Here is a 22,152-nt window from a genome sequence, read left to right on the forward strand (position 1 = left end):
TCATCACCTCGATTCCGGGCTTGCTATAAAGTGCAGCCAATGGCTGGAGACCTGGTCCAGGAGTCGGTTTTGTGTTTGTCTTGCCGTCAGGTGATCCAGGTCGACGGAACGTAATGGCTGATCCTGCCCCGCGCAGCTAAAGACCGCATTGGTCCGTTGGCCTGTTTTCGGGTCTATCTGCCACTGCAAGCATTGCGCGCAAACGCCCTTCATCATGCATTGCATGGGACTGCCGACTGTGGCGGTCACATGGACATCGGCCCGGAAATGGGGCTTCAGGGGGCCTTGTAAGGAGGCCTGGAAGGCCTTGAGTAACCCAGTGGACCCCATGACCATCAAGCGATCGACCTCGCGAAGCGGAATCGCGAGCCCCGCCATGGGGCCAATTGCGCCATCGCCGTAGGACTGCAGCAAGGCCACGATATCCGAAGCGGTCGTTGCGCAATCCTGGGGCCTGCGCGCCGGGATCTGCGGCCCGCTGGCCGTGCACCAGACGATTTGGTCGGCGGCGGCCTCGAGCTCGTCTTGGTGGTCCAATTCACCGGCTTGCGCAAACGCCGCCACATAAAGGATGCGATTGCCGGCAGCGCGCAGGGCGGGGCCTATGTCCAGCATCACCGCCGCCCCCCAGCGCCCGGCCACGATCAGAATCGTCTGGCCCCGCGGAATATCGGTGGGGGCGCCCGCGGGGCCCATGAGCACCAAGGGATCGCCTGGCTTCAGGCGGCCCACGAGGCGGGGGCCGGTCCCCCACTGCAGAACCATGAGCCGAATCGCATCGCCCTCGACACCCGCGCCACTTACGGTAAGGAGCGGGATCTGAAGGCGGGTCCCGGATTGCATGGCGCTTTCCGTCTCGAACGTTTGGAGACGAAAGAACTGCCCGGGTTTGAAGTTGCGCGCCGCGAGCGGGGCGCGCACCCAGAGTTCGGTCACCGCGGGATTGCGACAGTCGACGCGCACGACACGCGCGCTCAGTGCGTCATGCAAGCGGGATTGGAAGGCCTTCAGATCGTTGTCGGCCGAAGGCCTTGCGCCCAAGACCGCCATGATTTGCGGGTAGGTCGCCTTGGCCGACGCTATGGCCTTGACGACGCTCCCATGGAAGACAGGGTGGGTGTCACCTATAAAGCTCACCCGATAAGCACCGCGCGCATAGGACGTAAACGGGGCGCATTCGACGGCCTTGGCATGCGCGGCCACGGGTGCCGCGCAAAGACCGGAACTAGAGGCCGCATAGGTGGCGAAGTGATGGCCGTCGAGCACAAAGGTGCCGGGATGTTCGCGCTCGTAGATGGTGTTGGGGACCGTACCTGCCGCGATGAAGACGGCCCGTGCAGGAAGCACGACATCGGCTCCGCCAAGGGATGCGCCGTCCTGCTCGGTCGTGCGCCGAAACACCATGCCCTTTATGTGCCCGTAACCATCCAACTCCGTTCGCAAAGGCTCGACGTTCTCGGCATACAAGATCCCCTCTTGCATGGCCTTTCTGAGCTCCTCATGGTTGCGGGTATAAGCAGGCGACTGAGTCATGGCTTTGCGATACGCGAGCGTGACACCACCCCAGCGACGCAGGAGTGGCGCAAAATCGGGCTTCTCGCCGGCCGCCGCCGCCCGCGCGCGCTCCTCTTGGATGGCCCGGCCGTGGTCCAGGAACTCATCGAGGATGTGCCGATCCTCCGCGCAGAGACCCGCATATAGCCCGTCCGCTCCCATGGCGACACAGCGCTCATAGACCTTCTCGACCTGGCGCACGTAGTAAGCCTGCACCTCGGTGGCGGTATCCACGGCGGTCAGTCCGCCGCCGATCACCACGGCCGGAAGCCGGACCTGGAGGTTCGCCAGGCTGCTGCGCTTGCCAGCCCCGGTAAGCTGAAGCGCCATGAGGAAGTCGCTCGCTTGACGCATGCCGCGCGGTAAGCTCTCGCCCATGGGTACCATGCGCGGAAGCCCGGCGCCCGTTGCGATACACACATGATCGAAGCCCAGGGCCCACGCATCGTCGAGGGTCACCGTGCCCCCTAAGCGCGCGCCCCCGAAGGCCTGGAAGCGCGTGCGACGGGCAAGGCTTAGATATACGAGCTTCAGGAAATTCTTATCCCATCGAGCGGTAATGCCATATTCCGCGACACCCCCGAAACCATAGAGGATGCGCTCATCCATGTCTTCCAGCATCTCGCCATAGTCGCGGACCGGGCCCTGTCGCCACGCAAGTGGTAGCGGCTCGATCTTCAGCCCGTCTATGCCAACCACAGCGCACCCTTCCTGCGTGAGGTAGTGCGCCATGGTAAAGCCGGCGGGCCCAAGACCCGCCACCAGAACCTTGCGGCCATTGTAGGCTTTGGGGAGGTATTGGCGATTGCGGAGAGGGTTCCAGCGCGTAAAGAGGTCGTAGATCTCGACCCCCCATGGCAGGCCCAGAACATCGGTCAGGACGCGGGTTTCGACTTCGGGAATATTGACCGGATCCTGCTTCTGGTATACGCAGGCCTTCATGCAATCATTGCAGATGCGATGCCCGGTGGCGGGTATCATGGGGTTATCCGCCATGATCATCGCCAGCGCCGCCACGCCAAAGCCGTCGCGCTTCAAGAGCTGCATCTCGGAGATCTTTTCACCGAGCGGACAGCCCGTTAACAGGGTCCCAAACGCGTCGCGCTTAAAGGTGCCGATCGCAGCCCCTTTTTTCTCGGGGAATCCCTTGGAACAGAAGTCGCCATCGTGATCGTGACAGTAGAGGCAATAATGCGCCTCGTTTTGCACGGCACGCGCCCCCATGCGCGTATCGGTTAAGGAAAACCCGTCGCGCCTGCGCCCTTCGGCCTCTGGCACACTGTGCGCCTCACCGACCCCCTCCCATGCAACGCGGTCCAAGGGCACGAGGCGCGCGGGGTCTAGGCGTTGCGGCAAACGAAAACTGGACCAATCTGCGACCGAGCGCCGCGCATCGGGGTCCGTTAAGGCCCACGCGCACCATTGCGCAAGACGGTCGAGCTCGGCCGGGAAATGGGCCTCTTGCGCAAGCCACTCCATCGCTAGGCGCGCGATCGCCCACTCCCGATCCGCGGAAGGAAGCCCGGCTTTGTGGATTTCCTCGCTAAGCCATGCCTCGAGATCGGCAAAGGAGCGCGCGCACCCGCCTTGATGGCGGCGGGCCCGGCGCTGTACAAACTCCTTCTTGAAGGCCATGACCACACTATGGCTCGCCGTCTGTTCGCGCAGGAGATCAACGGCGGACGTGATAGCAAAAAGCCGGGCGACAAAGGCCTCCAGGTGGCGCGCCACGGGAAGCAGCATCGCACCGAGCGCCTGCCCTGATAACTCCAAGCGGCCCAGGCGCCAATCGCGGAGGCTGAGGCGCAGGGCGGCGTCATGCCCCTCTAGATAGGCGAGAAAATCGTCGTCCAGTCGCGCCAGACCACGATCCGAAAACAGATCCTGATACTTGTAGCCGCCGCCCAAGCACAAACCCGGCTCAGCCTCTCTTGAAGTCTCGGCCCCTGCGCGCGCAATCACTTCGCCCATCGGACAGACTCCTCGACCACGAGCCATTCCCTTTTGTTCGGGCGACCGTCCCACTCTTCCGCGGTCGGCAGGGGCGGCGCCTTCTCCGTCACCGTCGGCCAATGTTGGGCTAATTCGGCGTTTATACCTATGTAGTCTTGGTATTCCTCCGGGACATCCTCCGCCTTGAAGATGGCCTGCGCCGGGCATTCGGGCTCGCAGAGGGTGCAATCGATGCATTCGACGGGGTCGATGACCAAAAAATTGGGGCCCTCGTGGAAACAATCCACCGGGCAGACGGCCACGCAATCCATATACTTGCACTGAATACAATTATCAGTCACCACAAAGGCCATGGTCCGTCCTCCTATCCGAGCTCGATCTTGGTGATCGCCCAGGCCGCGAGCTTTTTGACATCCGGATCACGGTCCAGCAGCGCCTCCTTAAGCCACGGGAGGGCGCGCGCGTCGCCGATTTCACCTAAGCATATGGCCGCCTCCTTACGGACATTGCTGACCGAGTACGAAAGCATTTCGGCCACAGCTTGCACCGCATTGGCATAGCGGATCCGGCCCAAGGCCACCAAGATCTTGGCGATCACCTGCCAATAGGTCTCCTTCCCAAGGCCTTGCACGAGAGCGGCGCCGGCATCCGTCGCCTTCAATTTGGCGATAGAGGCCGCCGCTTCCTCGCGGACCTGCCAGGCCGCATCCTTGAGGCCCGCAATGGCGGCGGCTGCGGTCTCGGGCGTAAGGCGATAGCTAATGGCCCCCATGGCGATACGCCGGACGTCGGGACTTTTGTCTTGCAGGGCCATCTGGGCTAGGTCCTTCAAGTAAGACGGGTCCTGCAGATAGCCGAGCACGCCCACGCTTTCTATGCGCACCGGTATCGATGCGTCTTTGAGGCCCAAAAGGGCGTAGCGTGCGGCGCCCTCAATCTTGAGGGGCCGTACCGCACGCAATACCGCCGCCCGCGTGAACGGCTTGTCGGATACGATCCAGGTCTCGTAGATGTCGCGCAGGTACTCCTGATTACACTCGGCCAAGGTGTCTGCGGCCGCGCGCCGTACGGCCTCGTCCGGGTCTTCCAGCAAGCCAAGCAACGGCACAAGCATATGCGGTCCCGGAATCTCCGCGATCGCTCGCGCCGCCTCAGCCCGCACGACCGCCTCTTCGTCGCCGAAGCTTTCCAAGATAAGGGCGAGCGCCTCTGGCTCATCAAGCTCGAGGGCGTTGATGACCGCCAGGCGGCGGACATCGGAATCGTTGCTTGGGGCACTCCCCTTCGCTTCCATGGCGTACTCCAATGGTCAGTTGGTCGGTTGGGTGGTTGGGTGGTCTCGACGACTACGTCATGTCACTTCAGGAGATAAGGGATCTCGACGGTCACCGCCTGGGTCGGGCAATCGACCTCGCAGGGCGTGCAGTACCAGCACTCGTCGTACTGCATCAGCGCCACACCCTTTTCCATGTCGATGATCAAGACATCCAGGGGGCAGACGTCCACGCACACCGTACAGCCCTTAGCGGCAATGCATTTATCTGCGTCCACGGTCACCGGGACCTTTACCTTCATATTCGTCGTCGCCATGTCGTTCCCCGCGTTAGGTGAGTTAGGCCATCTCTTTGGTGAGGATGCGCAGCTTGTCGTAAGCCTGTTTTTCGTGATCATTGGGTTCGTAGACATAGGGCTCTACGGGTATGCTTTTGCAGGCCTTCCCGCCCGTCTCGTCTTTAAAAAGCTGGACGTGGCAAAACCAGTCTTCGTCGTCCTTTTCCGGGTGATCGACACGGTAGTGGTAGAGACCCCAGCGACTTTCCGTCCGATACAAAGAGGCGGTCGCCGCCATTTCCGCGCAGTCCAATATGTCGTAAACCTCGAGCGCGCGCAGCAGATTGTGTGGGCAATCAGCGGTTAACTCCGACAAGTCCTCACGGATCTCGGCGAAGCGATGCAGCGCGATCTCCATTTTTTTAGTCACCTTGGGGGGTTGCAGGTAGTCGTTGACGAGGCGCCGGATTTTATACTCGGCCTGATAGGGGGTGAGGCCGCCGATCTTGGCTAGCGGCGCGCGAATCCGCGCGACCTCTTGTTCGACATAGCCGGCATCGTATTCATAAAGCGGTGTGTCCTTACAGTAATTCGCGGCCTCGACGCCCGCGATCTCCCCATAGACAAACGCGCCCAACATATAGTTGTGCGGTACGCACGCCGCGTCCCCCGCCGCATACAGACCTTTTATCGTCGTTTGCGCGCGCTCATTCACCCAGATCCCCGATGCACTATGGCCGCTACAGAGCCCGATTTCCGATATGTGCATTTCGATCATGTCGTGCCGATAATCCGTGCCTCTGTTGGCATGGAACCGACCCCGGCTTGGACGCTCATTGGTATGTAATATATTTTCTATGGTGGCGATCGTCTCCTCTGCCAAGTGGTTGACTTTGAGGAAGACAGGTCCGTTACCGCCCTGCAACTCTTTGAAGAATTCCAGCATCATCTGCCCGCTCCAATAGTCGCACTCGATAAACCGCTCTCCGCGGGCGTTGGCGGTATACCCCCGAGAGGCCCCGTCACATAGGCGCAGGCGGGGCCGTTATAATCTTTGATGAGCGGATTGATCTGATAGCATTCGATACCCGACAACTCGGCGCCCGCATGGAAGGCCATGGCATGGCCATCACCGGCATTGGTCGGGTTCTCGTAGGTCCCAAAGAGATATCCGGATGAGGGTAGGCCAAGCCGTCCCGCAGCCCCCGTACACAAGATGACCGCGCGAGCCTTGATGATGGTGATCTCGGCAGTGCGCGTGTCCACCGCGACGGCGCCAGCGACGCGCCGCCGGTCGTCGACCAGGATGCGTGTTACCTTATAACGATTGGAGATCTCGACGCGATTTTTTCGCAGTTGGCGGTAGAGAATTTTTTTGACGTTATGGCCCTCGGGCATGGGAAGGACGTAGTTGCCGAGATGGTGGACCTTCTTGACGGCATACTCGCCGGTGTCGTCTTTCTCGAACTTGACGCCCCATTTATCCAGCCTTTGAATCATCTGAAAGCTATTGGTGGCGTAAGCCAGTATGGCTTTTTGGTTGACGATACCGTCGTTTGCTATAGTGATCTCTCGCACGTATTGCTCGGGCGTAGAGTGGCCTGGGATCACGGCATTGTTGAGGCCATCCATGCCCATGGATATGGCGCCGCTGCGCTTTACGTTGGCCTTCTCGATCAATAATACCGACAAGCTCGGGTCGGACTCCTTGGCCCTGATGGCCGCCATCGGGCCCGCCGTGCCGCCACCGATGACCAGCACATCCACTTGGCGTTCCTGTATCGCCGCTTTCATCATCCGCGCCTCCCGCGTCTCTCAAGGGTAATCATGTATTTCAGTGCATCGCCCCGACAGTAAAGGTGCTCGTAATCGATAGGCCGGTCGTTTTCTGTATAAGTAAGGCGCTCAAGCTTTAAGATGGGGGACCCCTCCTCGACTTTCAGGAGCCGCGACACCGCCTCATCGGAGAGGACGGATTCGATCGCGAGCTCGGCCTTGCCAAGTGGCGTACCGAGCTTATTTTCGAGGAGGAAAAATATGTCCGTGGAGGAGAGGTCTTCCATGAGCAAGGCCCTGCCGATAGAGCTTGGGACATAGGTCACGTCGAGGGAGATGGGCTCTCGATTGAGGTAGCGGACCCTGCGGATCTCCATGATGCTCGCCATGTCGATCTTGAGCTTTTGCGCCGCTACCTTGTTATGGATACCATCTTTCGTCGCGATGACCGTGGAAAAGGTTTCATAACCCTTGGCGATCATAGCCTCACCAAAGCCCTGCAGGGACACAAGCTCCTGGACGGCCTTGGGGCGCGTGACGAAGGAACCTTTGCCGGGGATCTTGTAGATGAGGCCCTCTGTCTGCAGGTCCCTTAAGGCTTGGCGGACCGTGGTTCGGCTGACGTTAAACATCCGAACCATGTCACTTTCCGAGGGCATTTGCGCATGGGTCGTGTACGTACCGTCCAAGATATCGGAGCGGATGCGTTCTTTGAGCTGAATGTAGAGCGGGCGAATCGTCGTGACGTTTGAAGGTATAGGTTTCATCAAGCTCATTTCTCAGCGTCTCTTTTGGGCTACTTGTTGGTACAGGTAGCAATAGTCATGCCGGGATGACTTTATCGACGGTTCTCCGGAAATCCCTTTATAAACAACGCAGCGGGGCGCGTCCGCTGGCGTTGCGGTGGGGGCCCGCCTTAATGAGGGGCAGTGGCGGCGGTCATTTGCGCGAATCCGGTGCAGAACGCGGGTGGCTGGATAACGAGGGCAATGGGGCTTGGCGGGGCCCTTAGTTGCACCGCGATACCATGCTCGCAATGCGGCGGGCGCGCCGCGATTCTGTTCCGGGGCGGGACCTGCCAATGTGCCGTTGCAGGCCGGCATGTGGAGAGTAACGAGCCCGCCCCGGAGGCATGCGATCCTCGCTCGGTGCACCGTGCCTATCAGCCGGCGGCGGTGGGCGATTCTGTGCGGAAGCCTAAAGACCGGAGGGATCTCGGGGTTCGCTGGGTGAGGGTGGCGGGGTGCTTAGACGCTTACGACAAGCCGGGGCACGGTCATCCCTTGCGGCCCGATCTTGCGTAAGGCGCCTGGCGCACCGGCGGCCGAGCCTCTCGATCCTCGGCCAGACAACATCGTCATGTGGCGGGGCGGTTAGGCTTTGGATATCGTGCCCGAATTTAGCTCGGCACTCGGCTTGCCGGAAGTTTAAAGGTGTTGGGGGCACTTACGAATTGCGGGACGGCCACGAAGTCCGGCCCCTAGGCCTCTTCGAGTCGAAGGAAGCGGTTGCCCGGCACTTCCGTTGTCGATTTTGGCGCCGATCGGCAATCCGCAAAATCGGCCTAGAAGGCGAGCTGCGGGGTTATGGAAGGCCCGGAGAAGTGGAAGGCTCTGGCTCGGGTCGCAAGACCCAGGTAAACCCGGCGTCGGTGAAGCAGGAACTCGGCGCTGAATCGGTTTAGATATGTCTGAACGGGTGTGGGTAGGTATGAGAGAACGGCATCCGTGACGATCCTGTTATTCGACGGTCACCGACTTGGCGAGGTTCCGGGGCTGGTCGATGTCCGCACCCTTGGACACCGCCACATGGTAGGCGAGCAGCTGCAGGAGCACCGTGTAGACGATCGGGGCCAGCAGATCGTCGGTCGGGGGCACCGTGATGACGTGCGTCTGGGCATCTTCGCGAATAGCGTTCTGGGCATCGGCGAATACGAACAGCTCCCCCCCGCGCGCCCTCACCTCCTGCAGGTTCGATTGCAGCTTTTCCAGGAGTTCGTTGTTCGGGGCCACCGCCACCACCGGCATGTCCGAGTCCACGAGCGCGAGCGGCCCGTGCTTCAATTCACCGGCCGGATAGGCCTCCGCGTGGATGTAGGAGATCTCCTTCAACTTCAAGGCCCCCTCCATGGCCACCGGGTACTGGGTGCCACGGCCAAGGAACAGCGCGTGCTGCTTGTTGGCAAAGAACGGGACCCACGCCTGGACCGCGGCATCGAGACCGAGGACTTGCTCGATCTGGCCGGGGAGGCTACGCAGTAGCTGGACGATATGCGTCTCGCCCTCGGGGCTCAGGGCATGACGACGACCCAGCACCGCGACCAGCAGGAGCAGCGCCACGAGCTGGGTGGTGAAGGCCTTGGTCGAGGCCACCCCGATCTCGGGGCCGGCCTGGGTCATAAGCACAAGCTCCGAGCCGCGCACGAGCGAGCTCTCCGGGGCATTGCAGATCGCGAGCGTGTGTGCGAAGCCGAGTTCGCGCGCATAGGCAAGGGCCGCCAGGGTATCGGCGGTCTCGCCGGACTGCGAGAGTGTCACAAAGAGCGTATGGGGGGCGACGCGCGGCTTGCGGTACCGAAACTCGCTTGCCACCTCGACCGTGCACGGCAGGCTCGCCAGACCCTCGAGCCAATAGCGTCCGATAAGCCCGGCATGATAGCTCGTGCCGCAGGCCACGATCTGTACGGCCTCGATGTCCGCGAACAGGTCCGTGGCGGCATGACCAAAGGCCTGCTCATAGACACGCTCCAGGCCGATGCGGTTTTCCAGGGTATCGGCGATCGCGCGTGGCTGCTCGTGGATCTCTTTGAGCATGTAGTGCCGGTACTCGCCGCGCGCGGCGGCGTCGGCCGACAGCTTGCTCTGTTTTATGGGGCGTTCCACGCGCGCGCCTTGCGCATCGTAGATGGTGACGGCATCGCGGGTGACATCGGCGATGTCGCCCTCTTCGAGAAATATGAAACGCTGGGTCACGGGCAAAAGGGCGGCGACGTCCGAGGCGATGAAGTGTTCGCCTATGCCAACACCGATGACAAGCGGACTGCCGCGCCGGGCGGCGACCAGCCGATCGGGCTCGCGGTTGGTGATGACGCCCAGGGCATAGGCCCCGCGCAGGGACGGGAGGGCCGCGCGCACGGCCGCCAGCAGATCGGAGGTCTCCTCGAGCCGCCGATAGATCTCGTGGACGATAACCTCGGTGTCGGTCTCGGAGGTGAACTCGTAACCAAGCTGCATCTGCGCGCGTCGCAAGGTCGCGTGGTTCTCGATGATGCCATTATGGACGAGCGCCACGGTCTTGCGGCAGATGTGCGGGTGGGCGTTCTCGGTCGCCGGGCGTCCATGCGTGGCCCAGCGGGTATGCGCGATGCCGGTGGTGCCCTCCATATGGGCGTCGAGCCGCCCCTCCAGCTCACGGACCTTGCCCACCGAGCGGGTGCGGGCCAGGCAGTGCTCATGATCGATGACGGCGATGCCCGCCGAGTCATAGCCCCGGTACTCGAGGCGCTTTAGGCCCTCGATCAAGATGGGTACCACGTTGCGTTGCGCGACTGCGCCTACGATTCCACACATGGATCACTCCTTGTCGGGGCGCGCCTGCTTCTCCGGGCGCCGCCAACCGCTGACCGTTTTCTGGACCGCCCGACTGAGGGTGAGCTCACCTGCCGGTGCGTCTTTCGTGACCGTGGACCCCGCACCTATAGTGGCGCCGGCCCCGATCTCGACAGGGGCCACCAATTGCGTGTCGGATCCGATGAACGCGTGATCACCGATGATCGTGCGATGCTTGCGCGCCCCGTCGTAATTACAGGTGATGACGCCCGCGCCGATATTGACGCCCTGGCCGATCATGGCGTCCCCGACGTAGCTCAGATGGTTGATCTTGGTGTCCGGGCCCACGCGCGCGGCCTTGACCTCCACGAAATTGCCGACACGCGCGCGACCGCCGAGTACGGTGCCCGGACGCAGGCGCGCGAAGGGGCCCACCACGCACTCGGGGCCTACCTCCGCGCCGTCGATGATCGTCTGGGCCTCGATGCGCGCGCCGCGCGCGATGCGGCTGTTGCGGATGACACAATGCGCCCCTATGCGTACGTCATCGGCGAGCTCCACACGGCCCTCGAAGACACAGTTGACGTCGATTTGGACATCGCGCCCGGCAATCAACAGGCCCCGGACATCGAGGCGCCGCGGATCCATGAGCTGCACACCGGCCGCCATCAGCGCCGCCGCCTGCCGTTCCTGAAAGGCACGCTCCAGGATAGCGAGATCGGCGCGGCTGTTGACCCCCTCCACCTCGGTGACATGCTCGGGAGAGGCGGTAGCGACCGGCACCCCGTCTGCGACCGCAAGCGCTATGGCGTCCGTGAGGTAGAGCTCGCCCTGGGCGTTGGCGGCGGACAGGCGCGGGATCCATCGGCGCAGATATGCGGCGGGGGCCGCCAGTACGCCGCTATTGACCTCACGTAGCGCCCGTTGCGCGTCATCAGCGTCGCGCCACTCCACGATGCGCACGACACGCCCCTGGTCGTCGCGCACAATGCGGCCGTACTGGTTTTCGTGGGCAGCCTCGAAGGTCAGCAAGGCGAGCCCGGCAGTGGCGCGCGCGCACAGGGTCTTCAGGGTGTCCGGGGTGATAAGGGGCACATCCCCCAAAAGCACAAGGGTCAGGGCATCCTCGGCAAGCCGCGGCAACGCGCAACGCACCGCGTCCCCGGTGCCACGCGGCTCGGCCTGCAAGACCCAGTCCAGCGGCGCGTTTGGGAACGCGGCGCGAACGTGCTCGCCGCCGTGACCATAGACCACATGGATGGCGCGCGGCGCAAGCGCCGTGGCGGTATCGAGGACGTGCGCCAGCAAGGGACGCCCGGCAAGCGTGTGCAGGACCTTGGGCAAGGCCGATGCCATGCGCCGCCCTTGGCCTGCCGCCAGGACGATGATCTCGAGAGAAGGAGCCGGGGCCTGCATAAGTTCGGTATTAGAGCGGCCCCAGGGGTTAAAGGCAATGCCCAAAGGGCCGATGGCCTAGTGCAGGGGTGAGGTGAGTTGGCCGAGACGCTGTTCCTCGGGGGTCGCATCACGGATCGCCTGCACGGTGACCGCAAAGCGCACCGTCTGGCCGGCAAGCGGGTGGTTGGCATCGACCGTGAGCTTACCATCGGCGATCGCGGTCACCACGAAACGGACTGTCTCGCCCTGCTCATTCTCGGCCTCGACCTCGGCCCCGACATGCTGATACTCGGGGGGGACGTTGGCGATATCGTCCGTGAACGTGAGTGCCGGGTCATGCTCGCCAAAACCCTCGGCAGGCGTAAGCTCGATGTCGACGGATCCCCCAACCTCCAGGCCCTCGAGGGCGTTTTCGATCTTCTCGAATAAACCCTCCCCCGACCCGTGGAGATAGGAGATCGGGACATCCGTGTGTTCGAAGATCTCGCCACGCCCATCCCGCAGCGTGTAGGTCAATGACACGACCTTGCCCTTGGTGATCACCATGCGACCTGCCATGAAAAAGTATTAACGTCGCCCGACTCTTTTCCGGCCCCAGGTGTCGGCAGACCCCATTCGATCGCGCCCCGACAGCGGACGCGCATACGCCCCATCTGGCCTTAAGCGCCGTGCGTTACCCGGCCATCGCCGACCCCCGGACAGGGGACTCCGACCCCCTGCGCCACCGGGACGATGTTCCTAACACCCCGGGGGCCCGGCCCCACAGGCGGACTTGCCGTTTGATACCCTGGCTGAGGCTTAGGGTGGGCTTTGAGCCCATCCTATCCTGTCGCGCCTATCGATGCGAGGGTCTCGCCCCTACCGCGTATGCTCCGGTGCCGAATAGGGTGTTCGTGACCGATAGCGCCGCACCACCGACAGGCGCGCGATGGCCTGCGCCAGCTCTGCCTCGGCATGCGCATAATCGGTCTTGCCGGCCTGCTCCTCGGCGCGCCGCGCGGCGTCCTCGACCGCACGCGCCGCCAGCGCCTCGTCGATATCCGCGGCGCGCTCGCCGACATCGGCAAGCACCATGACATGGCGCGGCTGGACCTCGACGAACCCGCCGCTCACATAGAAGGCCTGCTCCCCGCCATCCGCATCCTGCACGCGCAGGGCGCCGGCCCGAAGGATGGCCAGCAGCGGCGAATGGCCAGGCAGGAAACCCGCGTCACCGTCGCGCAAGGGCGCGATGACGAGCGCCGCGTCCTCCGAGAACAAAGGGCCCTCGGCGTTGACGATGTCGATGCGAAAGCTGTCCATGACCGATCAGAGCCGCCGCGCCTTGGCGAGCGCTTCGTCTATCGTGCCCACCATGTAAAAGGCCTGCTCGGGTATTTCATCGTACTCCCCTTCGGCGATCGCCTTGAAGCCGCGGATGGTCTCCTTCAGCGGCACATAGGTGCCGGGCGTACCGGTAAAGACCTCGGCCACAAAGAATGGTTGCGAAAGGAAGCGCTGGATCTTGCGCGCGCGCGTCACGATGAGCTTGTCATCAGCCGATAGCTCGTCCATACCGAGAATGGCGATGATGTCCTGGAGCTCCTTGTAGCGCTGGAGAATCGACTGGACCTTGCGCGCCGTGTCGTAGTGATTCTCGCCTATGACCTGCGGATCGAGCTGGCGGCTCGTGGAATCGAGCGGGTCGACCGCCGGATAGATGCCGAGCTCGGCCACCTGCCGCGAAAGCACGACCGTGGCATCGAGGTGCGCGAAGGTGGTCGCCGGCGACGGGTCGGTGAGGTCGTCCGCCGGGACGTAGACCGCCTGGACGGATGTAATAGAGCCGGTCTTGGTCGAGGTAATGCGCTCCTGGAGGACGCCCATCTCCTCGGCCAGGGTTGGCTGATAGCCGACCGCCGAGGGCATACGCCCGAGGAGCGCCGAGACCTCCGTGCCTGCCAGGGTGTAGCGATAGATGTTGTCGATGAACAAAAGGACATCACGCCCCTCGTCGCGAAAGTGCTCGGCGATGGTAAGGCCGGTGAGCCCCACGCGCAGGCGATTGCCCGGCGGTTCATTCATCTGGCCGTAGACAAGCGCCACTTTGTCGAGCACCCCGCCTTCCTTCATCTCATGATAGAAGTCGTTGCCCTCGCGCGTGCGCTCGCCGACCCCCGCGAACACCGAGTATCCGCTGTGCTCTATGGCGATATTGCGGATGAGCTCCATCATGTTGACGGTCTTGCCGACGCCGGCGCCGCCGAACAGCCCCACCTTGCCACCCTTGGCGAACGGGCACATGAGGTCGATCACCTTGATGCCGGTCTCCAGCACCTCGGTGCTCGCGGCCAACTCGTCGAAGCGCGGCGGGGGACGGTGGATACCGCGCACCATCTCGCTTGCCACCGGACCCTGCTCGTCGATCGGACGGCCGAGCACGTCCATGATCCGTCCGAGCGTGGCGGCACCCACGGGCACCTCGATGGGGCGACCGGTATTGACGCAGGCCAAGCCGCGCTTCAGGCCGTCGCTCGACCCCATGGCGATGGTGCGCACGACGCCGTCGCCGAGCTGCTGCTGGACCTCGAGCACAAGGTTGGTATCCGTCACCTTGAGGGCGTCGTAGATCTTCGGGATCGTCGCACGCTCGAACTCCACGTCGACCACCGCCCCTATCACCTGCACAATCTTTCCGGCTGACATCCTAACCCCCTAGACCGCCGACGCGCCGCTTACGATCTCTGCGATTTCCTGCGTGATCGCCGCCTGGCGCGCCTTGTTGTAGGCCAATTTCAGATCGCCGATCAAACGTCCGGCGTTGTCGGTCGCGGCGCGCATGGCCACCATGCGCGCCGCCTGTTCGCTCGCGAGATTCTCGATCACGACCCCGTGGACACGCGTCTCGACATAACGCGTCAGGATGTCGGACAGGACATCCTGGGCCTCCGGCTCATAGAGGTAGTCCCAGCGGTGCCGGTTGACGTCCGGTCCAGGCTCCGGCAGCGGCAGCAGGTCCTCGATCACCGCCACCTGACTCATGGTGTTCTCGAAGCGGCTGTAGACGAGCGCGATGCGGTCAAGACGCTCCTCGCGGTAGGCGTCGACGAGGACCTTGACCACCCCTATGATCGACTGCAGGGTTGGGCGGTCTCCGAGCGGCGCGAGCTGGGCCACCACAGGGGCCCGGAGTCTACGAAAATACGCCGCGCCCTTGTTGCCCAACACCGCGACCTCACCCTGAATACCCGCCTCCTCCCATTCCTTCAGCTGGCCCACGGCGACGCGCAGGACATTGACGTTGAGCGCCCCGGCAAGACCGCGATCGGAGGTCACGACCAGCACGGCCGCGCGTCGGACCGGCCGCACGGCCAGCAGCGGATGGCGATACTCGGGGTGCGCGGCACGGATATGGCGCATGATGGCCACCAGACCCTCGGCATACGGGCGCGTCGCGCGCATGCGTTCCTGGGCCTTGCGCATCTTGGCGGCCGCCACCATCTGCATGGCGCGGGTGATCTTCTGCGTGCTCTGCACGCTGCGGATCTTGTTCCGGATCTCCTTTCCGCGCGCCATCAGTAGGCGCCTTGGGCCTTGAACTGCTGGATGAAGCCCGTCAGGGCGGCGATGACGTCCTCGTTATAGTCACCGCTCTCGTTGATGCCCTTCAAGGCCGCGTCATGCGCGGCGTGGGCCGCCGCCCGCAGCGCCGAATCAAACGGGATGACCTTCTCCACCGGCAGGTCGTCAAGCGCTCCGCTATTGGCGGCAAGCAGCGAGAGCGCCATATCGGCTACCGACAGCGGCTGGTACTGGGCCTGCTTCATGAGCTCGGTGACCCGCCGCCCGCGATCGATCTGCTTGCGCGTCGCCGGGTCGAGGTCGGATGCGAATTGCGCGAATGCCGCGAGCTCGCGGTACTGGGCAAGCGCCAGGCGCACCCCTCCACCCAGCTTTCTCATAATCTTGGTCTGCGCCGCCCCGCCGACCCGCGAGACCGACAGACCGGCGTTGATGGCGGGACGAACACCGGAATTGAAGAGATCGGTCTCCAGGAAGATCTGGCCATCGGTGATCGAGATCACATTGGTCGGTACGAACGCCGAGACGTCGCCGGCCTGGGTCTCGATGATGGGCAGGGCGGTGAGCGAGCCGGTGCGCCCCTTGACCCCCGACTGACGCTCCACATACTCCTCGTTCACGCGCGCGGCGCGCTCGAGGAGCCGGGAATGGAGATAAAAGACATCGCCCGGATAGGCCTCGCGTCCCGGTGGCCGGCGCAAAAGCAGTGAGATCTGGCGGTAGGCCCAGGCCTGCTTGGTGAGGTCATCGTAGACGATGAGCGCATCCTGCCCGCGGTCACGGAAATACTCACCCATGGCGCAACCCGTGTAGGGGGCGAGATACTGCATGGCCGCGGAATCGGCGGCGGTCGCCGCCACCACGATCGTATGCTCTATGGCGCCGGTCTCCTTCAGGCGCTGGACTACTGCCGCGACGCTGGAGGCCTTTTGGCCGACCGCGACGTAGATGCACGTGACGCCGGTGCCGCGCTGCGCGATGATCGCGTCGATGGCGAGCGCGGTCTTGCCCGTCTGGCGGTCGCCGATGATGAGCTCGCGCTGGCCGCGCCCTATCGGCACCATGGCGTCGATGGCTTTGATCCCGGTCTGCAGGGGTTGGGTCACCGAGCGGCGCGCGACCACGCCGGGGGCGATCTTCTCCACCGGCGACGTCGCCTTGGCGGCGATCTCGCCGCGCGCGTCGAGCGGGCGGCCGAGCGCGTCGACCACGCGCCCGAGGAGCTCAGGACCCACGGGCACCTCGAGAATGCGGCCCGTGCCCTTGACGACATCGCCCTCGGTGAGGTGCTCGTAGTCCCCGAGGATGACCGCGCCTACCGCGTCGCGTTCGAGATTGAGGGCAAGCCCGAAGGTGTTGCCGGGGAACTCGAGCATCTCCCCCTGCATGACATCGGCTAGGCCATAGACGCGCGCGATGCCATCGCTCAGGCTCATGATCGTGCCGGTCAACGCCGGGGCCGGAGGAGAGAGGTCTTCGATTCTCCGCTTGATGAGCTCCGAGATCTCGCTGGGTTTCAAGGCCATAGGAATTCCTCTAGATAGGGCTTAACGCATGGGCAAGGGCTGCCAGGCGGCCGCGGATCGAGCCGTCGAGGACCATATCCCCATGCTGGACGATGACGCCGGCCAGGAGGCGGTCGTCGGTTTCCACGACCAGTTCCACGGTATGTCCGGTGCGCCGGGCGAGCGCCGTGCGCAACCGTTCGCGCTGGGACTCGCTCAAGGGCTGGGCGGTGGTAACGGTGGCGCGCGTGCGGTTTTCGGCCTCGTCTTTCAAAACGGCAAAGGTCTTCGCGATCCACGGCAGCGCCGCTAGGCGGTCATTTTTCAGCAGTACGTCGATGAGGCGCGCCACGAGCGACTGGTCGGCTGCGTCGGGCACCAGTGCGGCGGTCAGGCGAGCGCGCGGGATCCCGGGGTTCTCGGCGAGCGCCGCGATCGCCGGATCGGACAGCGCCTGGGCGACGGCCTCGAGGGACGCGAGCAGCGCGGCGCGGTCGCTCCCGGGCACCGCCATGAGCGCCCGGGCATAGGGGCGCGCAATCGCCGCCAGCTGGTCGCGGATCACAACTGCCCCGCGACTTCTTCGAGAAGCCGGTCGTGCAAGCGGCGATCGATCTCGCGCTCCACGATGCGCTCGGCCCCGGCCAGGGCCAGGCGCGCGACGTCGGCGCGCAGGCGCTCGCGCAGGCGGGTCATCTCGGCCTCGGCCTCGGCCCGCGCCAGCGCCATGGCATGCTCGCCTTCGGCGCGGGCGCGCTCGCGGGCCTCCTCGATGATCTCACGCGAGCGTCGCTCGGCATGGTCCAGGATCTCGGCGGCACGTTCGCGCGCCACGGCCAGGATCTCGTCTTGCTGGCGTTGCGCATCATCGAGCGCCTTGCGGCCCTGATCGGCCGCCGCCAGGCCATCGGCGATGCGTTTCTGACGACGCTCCATGACCGCCGTAAGCGGCCCCCAGAGGTAGCGCTTGACGAATACGATGAGCACCGCGAAGGTGACCATCTGGACGATGAGGGTCACGGATATCGGCATGGTATGGGCGTATCCCGGTCTGACCTTAATGGGCGACGTGCGTGATGGCGGCCACGGCCGCCCCCTCGAACGGGTTCACGAAGGTGAAGTACATGGCGAAGGCCGCGGCAATGAACGGAAACGACTCCATGAGGCCCGCGGTAATGAACATCTGGATGCGCAAGGTCGGCAACATCTCCGGTTGGCGGGCGATGCCCTCGATGTACTTGGAGCAGATGAGGCCCCAGCCGAGGGCTGAGCCCAGGGCGGCCCCCGCGAAGATGATGCCCACGGCGACGGCCGTGTAGGAAAAGACCATGCCGATAACCGACGCAAGCTGCGGATCAACCATAAAATGACTCCTCGAATGAAAAGATGAAAGAAACCGGGCTCAGTGGGCGTCGCCTTCCCGAGTCGCCGCCATCGCCAGATACATGATGGTGAGGACCATGAAGATAAACGCCTGCAGCGTGATGATGAGCAAGTGAAAGATGGACCACAGTATGCCGGGGGCCCACGCCACCCACCACGGCAAAAGCGCGATGAGCAGAAACACCAGCTCACCGGCGAACATGTTGCCGAACAACCGCAAACCGAGACTCAAGGGCTTGGCAATCTCATCGACGGTGGTCATCAGGATGTTGACCGGGAACAGATAGGGTCCGAACGGGTGGACCAGGAAGGTCTTCAAGTAGCCCCAGAGCCCTTTATGTTTGATGTGGTAATAGAGGGTCAGGAGGAAGACGCTCAAGGCAAGCCCCAGGGTCGTGTAGGGGTCGGCGGTCGGGGTCGAACGGAAATGGCGGATGCCAAAAAAGACGTGCGCCAGCTTCGGCAGCAACAGCACCGGCAAAAGGTCCATGGCATTCATGAGAAAGACCCAGATAAACACCGTGTAGGCAAGCGCGCCCACCATCGGGTCCTCGACGGGGAGGATGCCGCGAACCTGGTCATCGACGAACTCGAGGAGCGCCTCGAGGACATTTTGGATGCCATGGGGGACGCCCTCCTCCAGTCGTCGCCCGATGACCCAACCGGTGCCGACGACAGCGGCGCCCAGCACCCAGCCGATGAGGACGGTGTCGACGTGAAGGCTCCAGAACCCGTGACCGACGGTCAGGTTCCGTAAATGATCCTCCATGAAGCTGACGGCATTGTGACTCATAACCTTGACGAAATCCCTGGAACCAGGAAAGCGGCCTGGCCCAAACCAAAGGCGATCAAAAACGGCAACGGGGATACATGAAACACCCCGAGCCCCAAAGCCAAAAAGGCGATTGCCAACACGAAACGCGCGACCGCGCCCCCGTACAACCACAGCTGGGCAGCCGCCGGACCATGGGTCACGTCGGCGCGCGCGAGACTATAGGCCAGCAACAAGGCGCCCAGCATCGCGACCGCGCCCCCGGCCAGCGCCGCGCCCAGGCGCGCGAGGGCGTCATGGTGCGGGGCGTCGAGCGCGGCCACAGCCGCCACCACGAAAGTCAGCGAAATTTGTGCCCAAAGCACGCGGCGCAATCCTTTGCGTAACTCCCGTGCAGCATAGCTCATGATAATCCCGGCCCGGTCGGCCTCGTTAGGGGCGCCCGCGGCGGCGCAGTATAAGTGTTCCTTATGCTAGGGTCAAATTACGGGGCCGCATGCGGGCCGCCCGGGATCACGATCGGACAGGCACGGGTCTTAAGGGGGGCCGAGCCGTGGTTTGGCCCACGCCGCCGCCTGCTGGCGCTCGGCCGGGGTCAGCCGCGCCGTGAGCTGCCGGGCGAGTTCGGCCGCACGCCGCGACTTCGGGGCGGCACGCTCATACCAGGCCAGGGCATGGACGAGATGGTCCGGCTGCCCGACCCCATACTGATACAACTCACCCAGCTTCAATTCGGCGTTGGGCGCCCCGCTATGGGCCGCGTGCCGCAGGTCGCGCAGGCCCGCGTGCGCCGTATGCCCACACAAGACCACTAGGGTAAGGCCGGCGATGCCGGGAGTCCATCGTTTCACGCCCCCTCCTGTCTCACGAGAATCGGCCGAGCAGTCCCTCGAGCTCGTCCATACTATGATAGTCGATCGTGATGCGTCCCGCCCCGGCACGCCGCGCCTGAATGCGTACGCGCGCCCCCAAGGTTTCGGTGAGGCGGCGCTCCAAGGTCTCGACATCCGGATCGGGGGCGGCCTTCGCGGGGGTCGGACGGCCGTGGCGCTGCACGCGTCGCTCGGTCTCGCGGACGCTCAGGCCCTGGGCGACCACCTCGCGCGCCAGGGCCGTCTGGGCCGTGGGATCGGCGATGCCGAGCAAGGCGCGGCCGTGTCCCATCTCCAGGCGGCGGGTGTCGAGCAGCTCGCGCACCTCCGGGGCAAGCCCCAGGAGGCGCAGGAGGTTGGTGACAGCGGCGCGCGAGCGACCGACATGGCAGGCGATCTCGTCGTGCGTGAGCCCGAACTCTTCCTGGAGGCGCTTGAGGCCGGCGGCCTCTTCAAGGGGATTGAGGTCCTCGCGCTGGATGTTTTCGATCAGGGCGACGGCCATCACCGCCTGGTCGGGTATATCGCGTACGATCACCGGCACCTCGGTGAGGCCCGCGATCTGCGCGGCACGCCAGCGGCGCTCCCCAGCGATGATCTCGAAGCCGCCGGCGACCTCGCGCACCAGGATCGGTTGCACGATGCCCTGTGCACGGATGGAATCGGCGAGTGCGTTCAAGGCCTCGGGCTCCATATGCGTGCGCGGCTGGTAGCGGCCACGCTGCAGGCGCTCGATCGGCAGGGTACGGATGGCGTCTGGCGACACGGATAGGGTGTCGGGACGCGGGCCATCGCCAAACAGGGCGTCCAGGCCGCGTCCGAGCCGGGGGCGTTTCTCCTTCATGGGGGTGGGTCTCCTGCGGCAGGTGGGGGTTCGCGCGCCAGAATCTCAGCGGCCAGGGCCAGGTAGGCCTGCGCCCCGCGTGACGAGCGATCATACTGGATCACCGGGACACCATGGCTCGGGGCCTCGGCCAGGCGGACGTTGCGCGGTATGATGGTCTGAAAGAGCTGGTTGCCGAAATGGCGAGTCAATTGATCCGAGACCTCGAGGGCCAGACCATTGCGGGGGTCGAACATGGTGCGTAGCAGGCCTTCGATAGTCAGTGCCGGGTTCAGTTGGCCGCGCACGCGTCGTATGGTGCCGAGCAGGGCCGTGAGTCCTTCCAGGGCGTAGTATTCGCACTGCATGGGGATCAGCACGGCGTCGGCGGCCACGAGGGCGTTGACGGTCAAAAGGCTCAAGGCCGGGGGGCAGTCGATATAGATGTAATCGTAGTTGTCCTGGATGGGGGCGAGCGCCTGGCGCAGACGCCGCTCGCGCTGCGAGGCCTGGGCGAGCTCGAGTTCCGCGCCCGACAAATCGGCATGCGCCGCCAGCATGTCATAGCCGCACGCCGTCGGGGCGATCGCGTGCCGGGCCTCGACCTCGCCGAGCAGGACGTCATACAAGCCGCGTTCCGTGCCCGCCGCACCGCTGCCCATAGTGGCATTACCCTGCGGATCGAGGTCGATGAGCAGGACGCGCCGGCCCTGCTCGGCAAGTGCCGCGGCCACGTTGATGCTGGTCGTGGTCTTGCCCACTCCGCCCTTTTGATTGGCGGTGGCGATGATACGCGTCATGGGTCGCGCACGAGCGCCACGAGGTGGCGTTTGGCGGTAAGCCCCGGCACGTGCAGGGCGTGCACGGCCTGCACGCTAAAGGGCGGTGCCACGGACGCCAGCTCCTCGGTCGGGAGCGCGCCCTTCATGGCGGCGATGATGCCGCCCGGGGCGAGCAGGCGGCCGGCGGCCAGCGCAATATCGCTCAGGCTCGCAAACGCGCGCGCGGTAATGACGGCATAAGGCGCCTCGGGGACATGGTCCTCCACCCGCCCATGGGCCAGGACGACCTCGGTGAGGGCCATGCGCGCGACGACCTCGGTCAGAAAATCCATGCGCTTGCGGGAGCGGTCGAGCAGCACCACGGGACGTTGCGGCTGCAGCAGCGCGATGGGGATGCCCGGCAGGCCCGCGCCGCTGCCTATGTCGAGCAGGCGGCCGACCGGCAGGTGCGGTAGGATGGTGAGGCTGTCTAGGATGTGGCGCGCGACCATGTCCTCGGGGTCGCGGATGGCCGTCAGATTGAACACCCGGTTCCAGCGCGCCAGGGTCTCGAGATAGGACAGAAGGCGTGCCTGCGTGGCGGCGTCGGCCGCCAGCCCTAGCGCCTGCATACCGGTGCGCAGGCGCTCCCCCGCCCGTCCCCACGACTCCGTGTCCATCGCGCGCGCGCCGCC

21 protein-coding genes and 1 pseudogene are annotated in these 22,152 nt (G+C 64.2%); all 22 read right to left on the reverse strand.

The genetic code is table 11. The features are described 5' to 3' along the window. Positions 1–3: 3 nt before the first annotated feature. A complete protein-coding gene (locus C4900_RS15355; RefSeq protein WP_114283428.1) occupies positions 4–3,525 on the reverse strand; it encodes an FAD-dependent oxidoreductase in 3,522 nt (1,173 codons plus the stop codon). Then, the gene (gene fdxA / locus C4900_RS15360; protein ID WP_065969311.1) at positions 3,513–3,860 is read right to left on the reverse strand and encodes a ferredoxin FdxA; all 348 of its coding nucleotides are present in this window, start codon (positions 3,858–3,860) and stop codon (positions 3,513–3,515) included. The genes C4900_RS15355 and fdxA overlap by 13 nt, the downstream gene beginning before the upstream one ends. A gap of 11 nt (positions 3,861–3,871) precedes the next feature. Next, positions 3,872–4,801 carry a HEAT repeat domain-containing protein gene (locus C4900_RS15365; RefSeq protein WP_114283430.1) on the reverse strand — a complete coding sequence of 310 codons (930 nt, stop codon included), beginning with the start codon at positions 4,799–4,801 and terminating at the stop codon, positions 3,872–3,874. Positions 4,802–4,863: 62 nt separating this feature from the next. After that, positions 4,864–5,097: a 4Fe-4S dicluster domain-containing protein gene (locus C4900_RS15370; protein ID WP_065969305.1), complete on the reverse strand. Its 234-nt coding sequence runs from the start codon at positions 5,095–5,097 to the stop codon at positions 4,864–4,866. Positions 5,098–5,119: 22 nt separating this feature from the next. After that, positions 5,120–6,855 (reverse strand): annotated as a pseudogene (locus tag C4900_RS17490) (fumarate reductase/succinate dehydrogenase flavoprotein subunit). Continuing rightward, positions 6,852–7,610: a GntR family transcriptional regulator gene (locus C4900_RS15380; protein ID WP_083995684.1), complete on the reverse strand. Its 759-nt coding sequence runs from the start codon at positions 7,608–7,610 to the stop codon at positions 6,852–6,854. The pseudogene C4900_RS17490 and the gene C4900_RS15380 overlap by 4 nt, the downstream one beginning before the upstream one ends. 963 nt (positions 7,611–8,573) lie before the next feature. Beyond that, entirely contained in the window at positions 8,574–10,403 is a 1,830-nt protein-coding gene (gene glmS / locus C4900_RS15385; RefSeq protein ID WP_065969300.1) for a glutamine--fructose-6-phosphate transaminase (isomerizing), read from the reverse strand. A gap of 3 nt (positions 10,404–10,406) precedes the next feature. Continuing rightward, positions 10,407–11,798 carry a bifunctional UDP-N-acetylglucosamine diphosphorylase/glucosamine-1-phosphate N-acetyltransferase GlmU gene (gene glmU, locus C4900_RS15390; RefSeq protein WP_065969299.1) on the reverse strand — a complete coding sequence of 464 codons (1,392 nt, stop codon included), beginning with the start codon at positions 11,796–11,798 and terminating at the stop codon, positions 10,407–10,409. 57 nt (positions 11,799–11,855) lie between these two features. Beyond that, positions 11,856–12,338, reverse strand: coding sequence for an FKBP-type peptidyl-prolyl cis-trans isomerase (locus tag C4900_RS15395; protein WP_211307007.1), 483 nt, complete (start codon positions 12,336–12,338; stop codon positions 11,856–11,858). Positions 12,339–12,638: 300 nt separating this feature from the next. Further along, a complete protein-coding gene (locus C4900_RS15400; protein WP_114283432.1) occupies positions 12,639–13,082 on the reverse strand; it encodes a F0F1 ATP synthase subunit epsilon in 444 nt (147 codons plus the stop codon). Between the two features lie 6 nt (positions 13,083–13,088). Further along, complete coding sequence (atpD, locus tag C4900_RS15405; protein ID WP_065969292.1) at positions 13,089–14,465, reverse strand: F0F1 ATP synthase subunit beta; 1,377 nt, start codon at positions 14,463–14,465, stop codon at positions 13,089–13,091. Between the two features lie 9 nt (positions 14,466–14,474). Beyond that, on the reverse strand, positions 14,475–15,335 hold the full coding sequence (gene atpG / locus C4900_RS15410; protein WP_065969291.1) for a F0F1 ATP synthase subunit gamma: 861 nt from the start codon (positions 15,333–15,335) through the stop codon (positions 14,475–14,477). After that, on the reverse strand, positions 15,335–16,867 hold the full coding sequence (atpA, locus tag C4900_RS15415; RefSeq protein ID WP_065969286.1) for a F0F1 ATP synthase subunit alpha: 1,533 nt from the start codon (positions 16,865–16,867) through the stop codon (positions 15,335–15,337). Before atpA ends, atpG begins: the two co-directional genes overlap by 1 nt. A 10-nt stretch (positions 16,868–16,877) precedes the next feature. Next, on the reverse strand, positions 16,878–17,411 hold the full coding sequence (locus C4900_RS15420; RefSeq protein WP_083995683.1) for a F0F1 ATP synthase subunit delta: 534 nt from the start codon (positions 17,409–17,411) through the stop codon (positions 16,878–16,880). Beyond that, positions 17,408–17,878, reverse strand: a complete 471-nt coding sequence (locus C4900_RS15425; RefSeq protein ID WP_065969284.1) for a F0F1 ATP synthase subunit B — start codon at positions 17,876–17,878, stop codon at positions 17,408–17,410. Before C4900_RS15425 ends, C4900_RS15420 begins: the two co-directional genes overlap by 4 nt. 25 nt (positions 17,879–17,903) lie before the next feature. Beyond that, positions 17,904–18,209 (reverse strand): F0F1 ATP synthase subunit C, encoded by a 306-nt coding sequence (atpE, locus tag C4900_RS15430; protein ID WP_065969283.1) that lies wholly within the window; start codon positions 18,207–18,209, stop codon positions 17,904–17,906. Between the two features lie 39 nt (positions 18,210–18,248). Then, a complete protein-coding gene (gene atpB / locus C4900_RS15435) occupies positions 18,249–19,022 on the reverse strand; it encodes a F0F1 ATP synthase subunit A (RefSeq protein ID WP_065969282.1) in 774 nt (257 codons plus the stop codon). After that, positions 19,019–19,366, reverse strand: a complete 348-nt coding sequence (locus C4900_RS15440; protein WP_141689210.1) for an ATP synthase subunit I — start codon at positions 19,364–19,366, stop codon at positions 19,019–19,021. The genes atpB and C4900_RS15440 overlap by 4 nt, the downstream gene beginning before the upstream one ends. A gap of 171 nt (positions 19,367–19,537) precedes the next feature. Beyond that, positions 19,538–19,852, reverse strand: coding sequence for an SEL1-like repeat protein (locus C4900_RS15445; protein WP_141689209.1), 315 nt, complete (start codon positions 19,850–19,852; stop codon positions 19,538–19,540). A gap of 13 nt (positions 19,853–19,865) precedes the next feature. Further along, a complete protein-coding gene (locus C4900_RS15450; protein ID WP_114283433.1) occupies positions 19,866–20,717 on the reverse strand; it encodes a ParB/RepB/Spo0J family partition protein in 852 nt (283 codons plus the stop codon). Then, positions 20,714–21,496 (reverse strand): ParA family protein, encoded by a 783-nt coding sequence (locus C4900_RS15455; protein WP_065969277.1) that lies wholly within the window; start codon positions 21,494–21,496, stop codon positions 20,714–20,716. The genes C4900_RS15450 and C4900_RS15455 overlap by 4 nt, the downstream gene beginning before the upstream one ends. Further along, the gene (gene rsmG / locus C4900_RS15460; RefSeq protein ID WP_065969315.1) at positions 21,493–22,137 is read right to left on the reverse strand and encodes a 16S rRNA (guanine(527)-N(7))-methyltransferase RsmG; all 645 of its coding nucleotides are present in this window, start codon (positions 22,135–22,137) and stop codon (positions 21,493–21,495) included. Before rsmG ends, C4900_RS15455 begins: the two co-directional genes overlap by 4 nt. Positions 22,138–22,152 lie beyond the last annotated feature (15 nt).

The sequence above is a fragment of the Acidiferrobacter thiooxydans genome (assembly GCF_003333315.1).
In the GTDB taxonomy this organism is placed as follows: domain Bacteria; phylum Pseudomonadota; class Gammaproteobacteria; order Acidiferrobacterales; family Acidiferrobacteraceae; genus Acidiferrobacter; species Acidiferrobacter thiooxydans.

What these genes read in the sequence shown, in the direction of transcription:
- C4900_RS15355 (WP_114283428.1), bottom strand. Translation starts at nt 3,525, where the DNA reads ATGGGCGAAGTGATTGCGCGCGCAGGGGCCGAGACTTCAAGAGAGGCT.
- fdxA (WP_065969311.1), bottom strand. Translation starts at nt 3,860, where the DNA reads ATGGCCTTTGTGGTGACTGATAATTGTATTCAGTGCAAGTATATGGAT.
- C4900_RS15365 (WP_114283430.1), bottom strand. Translation starts at nt 4,801, where the DNA reads ATGGAAGCGAAGGGGAGTGCCCCAAGCAACGATTCCGATGTCCGCCGC.
- C4900_RS15370 (WP_065969305.1), bottom strand. Translation starts at nt 5,097, where the DNA reads ATGGCGACGACGAATATGAAGGTAAAGGTCCCGGTGACCGTGGACGCA.
- C4900_RS15380 (WP_083995684.1), bottom strand. Translation starts at nt 7,610, where the DNA reads ATGAGCTTGATGAAACCTATACCTTCAAACGTCACGACGATTCGCCCG.
- glmS (WP_065969300.1), bottom strand. Translation starts at nt 10,403, where the DNA reads ATGTGTGGAATCGTAGGCGCAGTCGCGCAACGCAACGTGGTACCCATC.
- glmU (WP_065969299.1), bottom strand. Translation starts at nt 11,798, where the DNA reads ATGCAGGCCCCGGCTCCTTCTCTCGAGATCATCGTCCTGGCGGCAGGC.
- C4900_RS15395 (WP_211307007.1), bottom strand. Translation starts at nt 12,338, where the DNA reads ATGGCAGGTCGCATGGTGATCACCAAGGGCAAGGTCGTGTCATTGACC.
- C4900_RS15400 (WP_114283432.1), bottom strand. Translation starts at nt 13,082, where the DNA reads ATGGACAGCTTTCGCATCGACATCGTCAACGCCGAGGGCCCTTTGTTC.
- atpD (WP_065969292.1), bottom strand. Translation starts at nt 14,465, where the DNA reads ATGTCAGCCGGAAAGATTGTGCAGGTGATAGGGGCGGTGGTCGACGTG.
- atpG (WP_065969291.1), bottom strand. Translation starts at nt 15,335, where the DNA reads ATGGCGCGCGGAAAGGAGATCCGGAACAAGATCCGCAGCGTGCAGAGC.
- atpA (WP_065969286.1), bottom strand. Translation starts at nt 16,867, where the DNA reads ATGGCCTTGAAACCCAGCGAGATCTCGGAGCTCATCAAGCGGAGAATC.
- C4900_RS15425 (WP_065969284.1), bottom strand. Translation starts at nt 17,878, where the DNA reads ATGCCGATATCCGTGACCCTCATCGTCCAGATGGTCACCTTCGCGGTG.
- atpE (WP_065969283.1), bottom strand. Translation starts at nt 18,209, where the DNA reads ATGGTTGATCCGCAGCTTGCGTCGGTTATCGGCATGGTCTTTTCCTAC.
- atpB (WP_065969282.1), bottom strand. Translation starts at nt 19,022, where the DNA reads ATGAGTCACAATGCCGTCAGCTTCATGGAGGATCATTTACGGAACCTG.
- C4900_RS15450 (WP_114283433.1), bottom strand. Translation starts at nt 20,717, where the DNA reads ATGAAGGAGAAACGCCCCCGGCTCGGACGCGGCCTGGACGCCCTGTTT.
- C4900_RS15455 (WP_065969277.1), bottom strand. Translation starts at nt 21,496, where the DNA reads ATGACGCGTATCATCGCCACCGCCAATCAAAAGGGCGGAGTGGGCAAG.
- rsmG (WP_065969315.1), bottom strand. Translation starts at nt 22,137, where the DNA reads ATGGACACGGAGTCGTGGGGACGGGCGGGGGAGCGCCTGCGCACCGGT.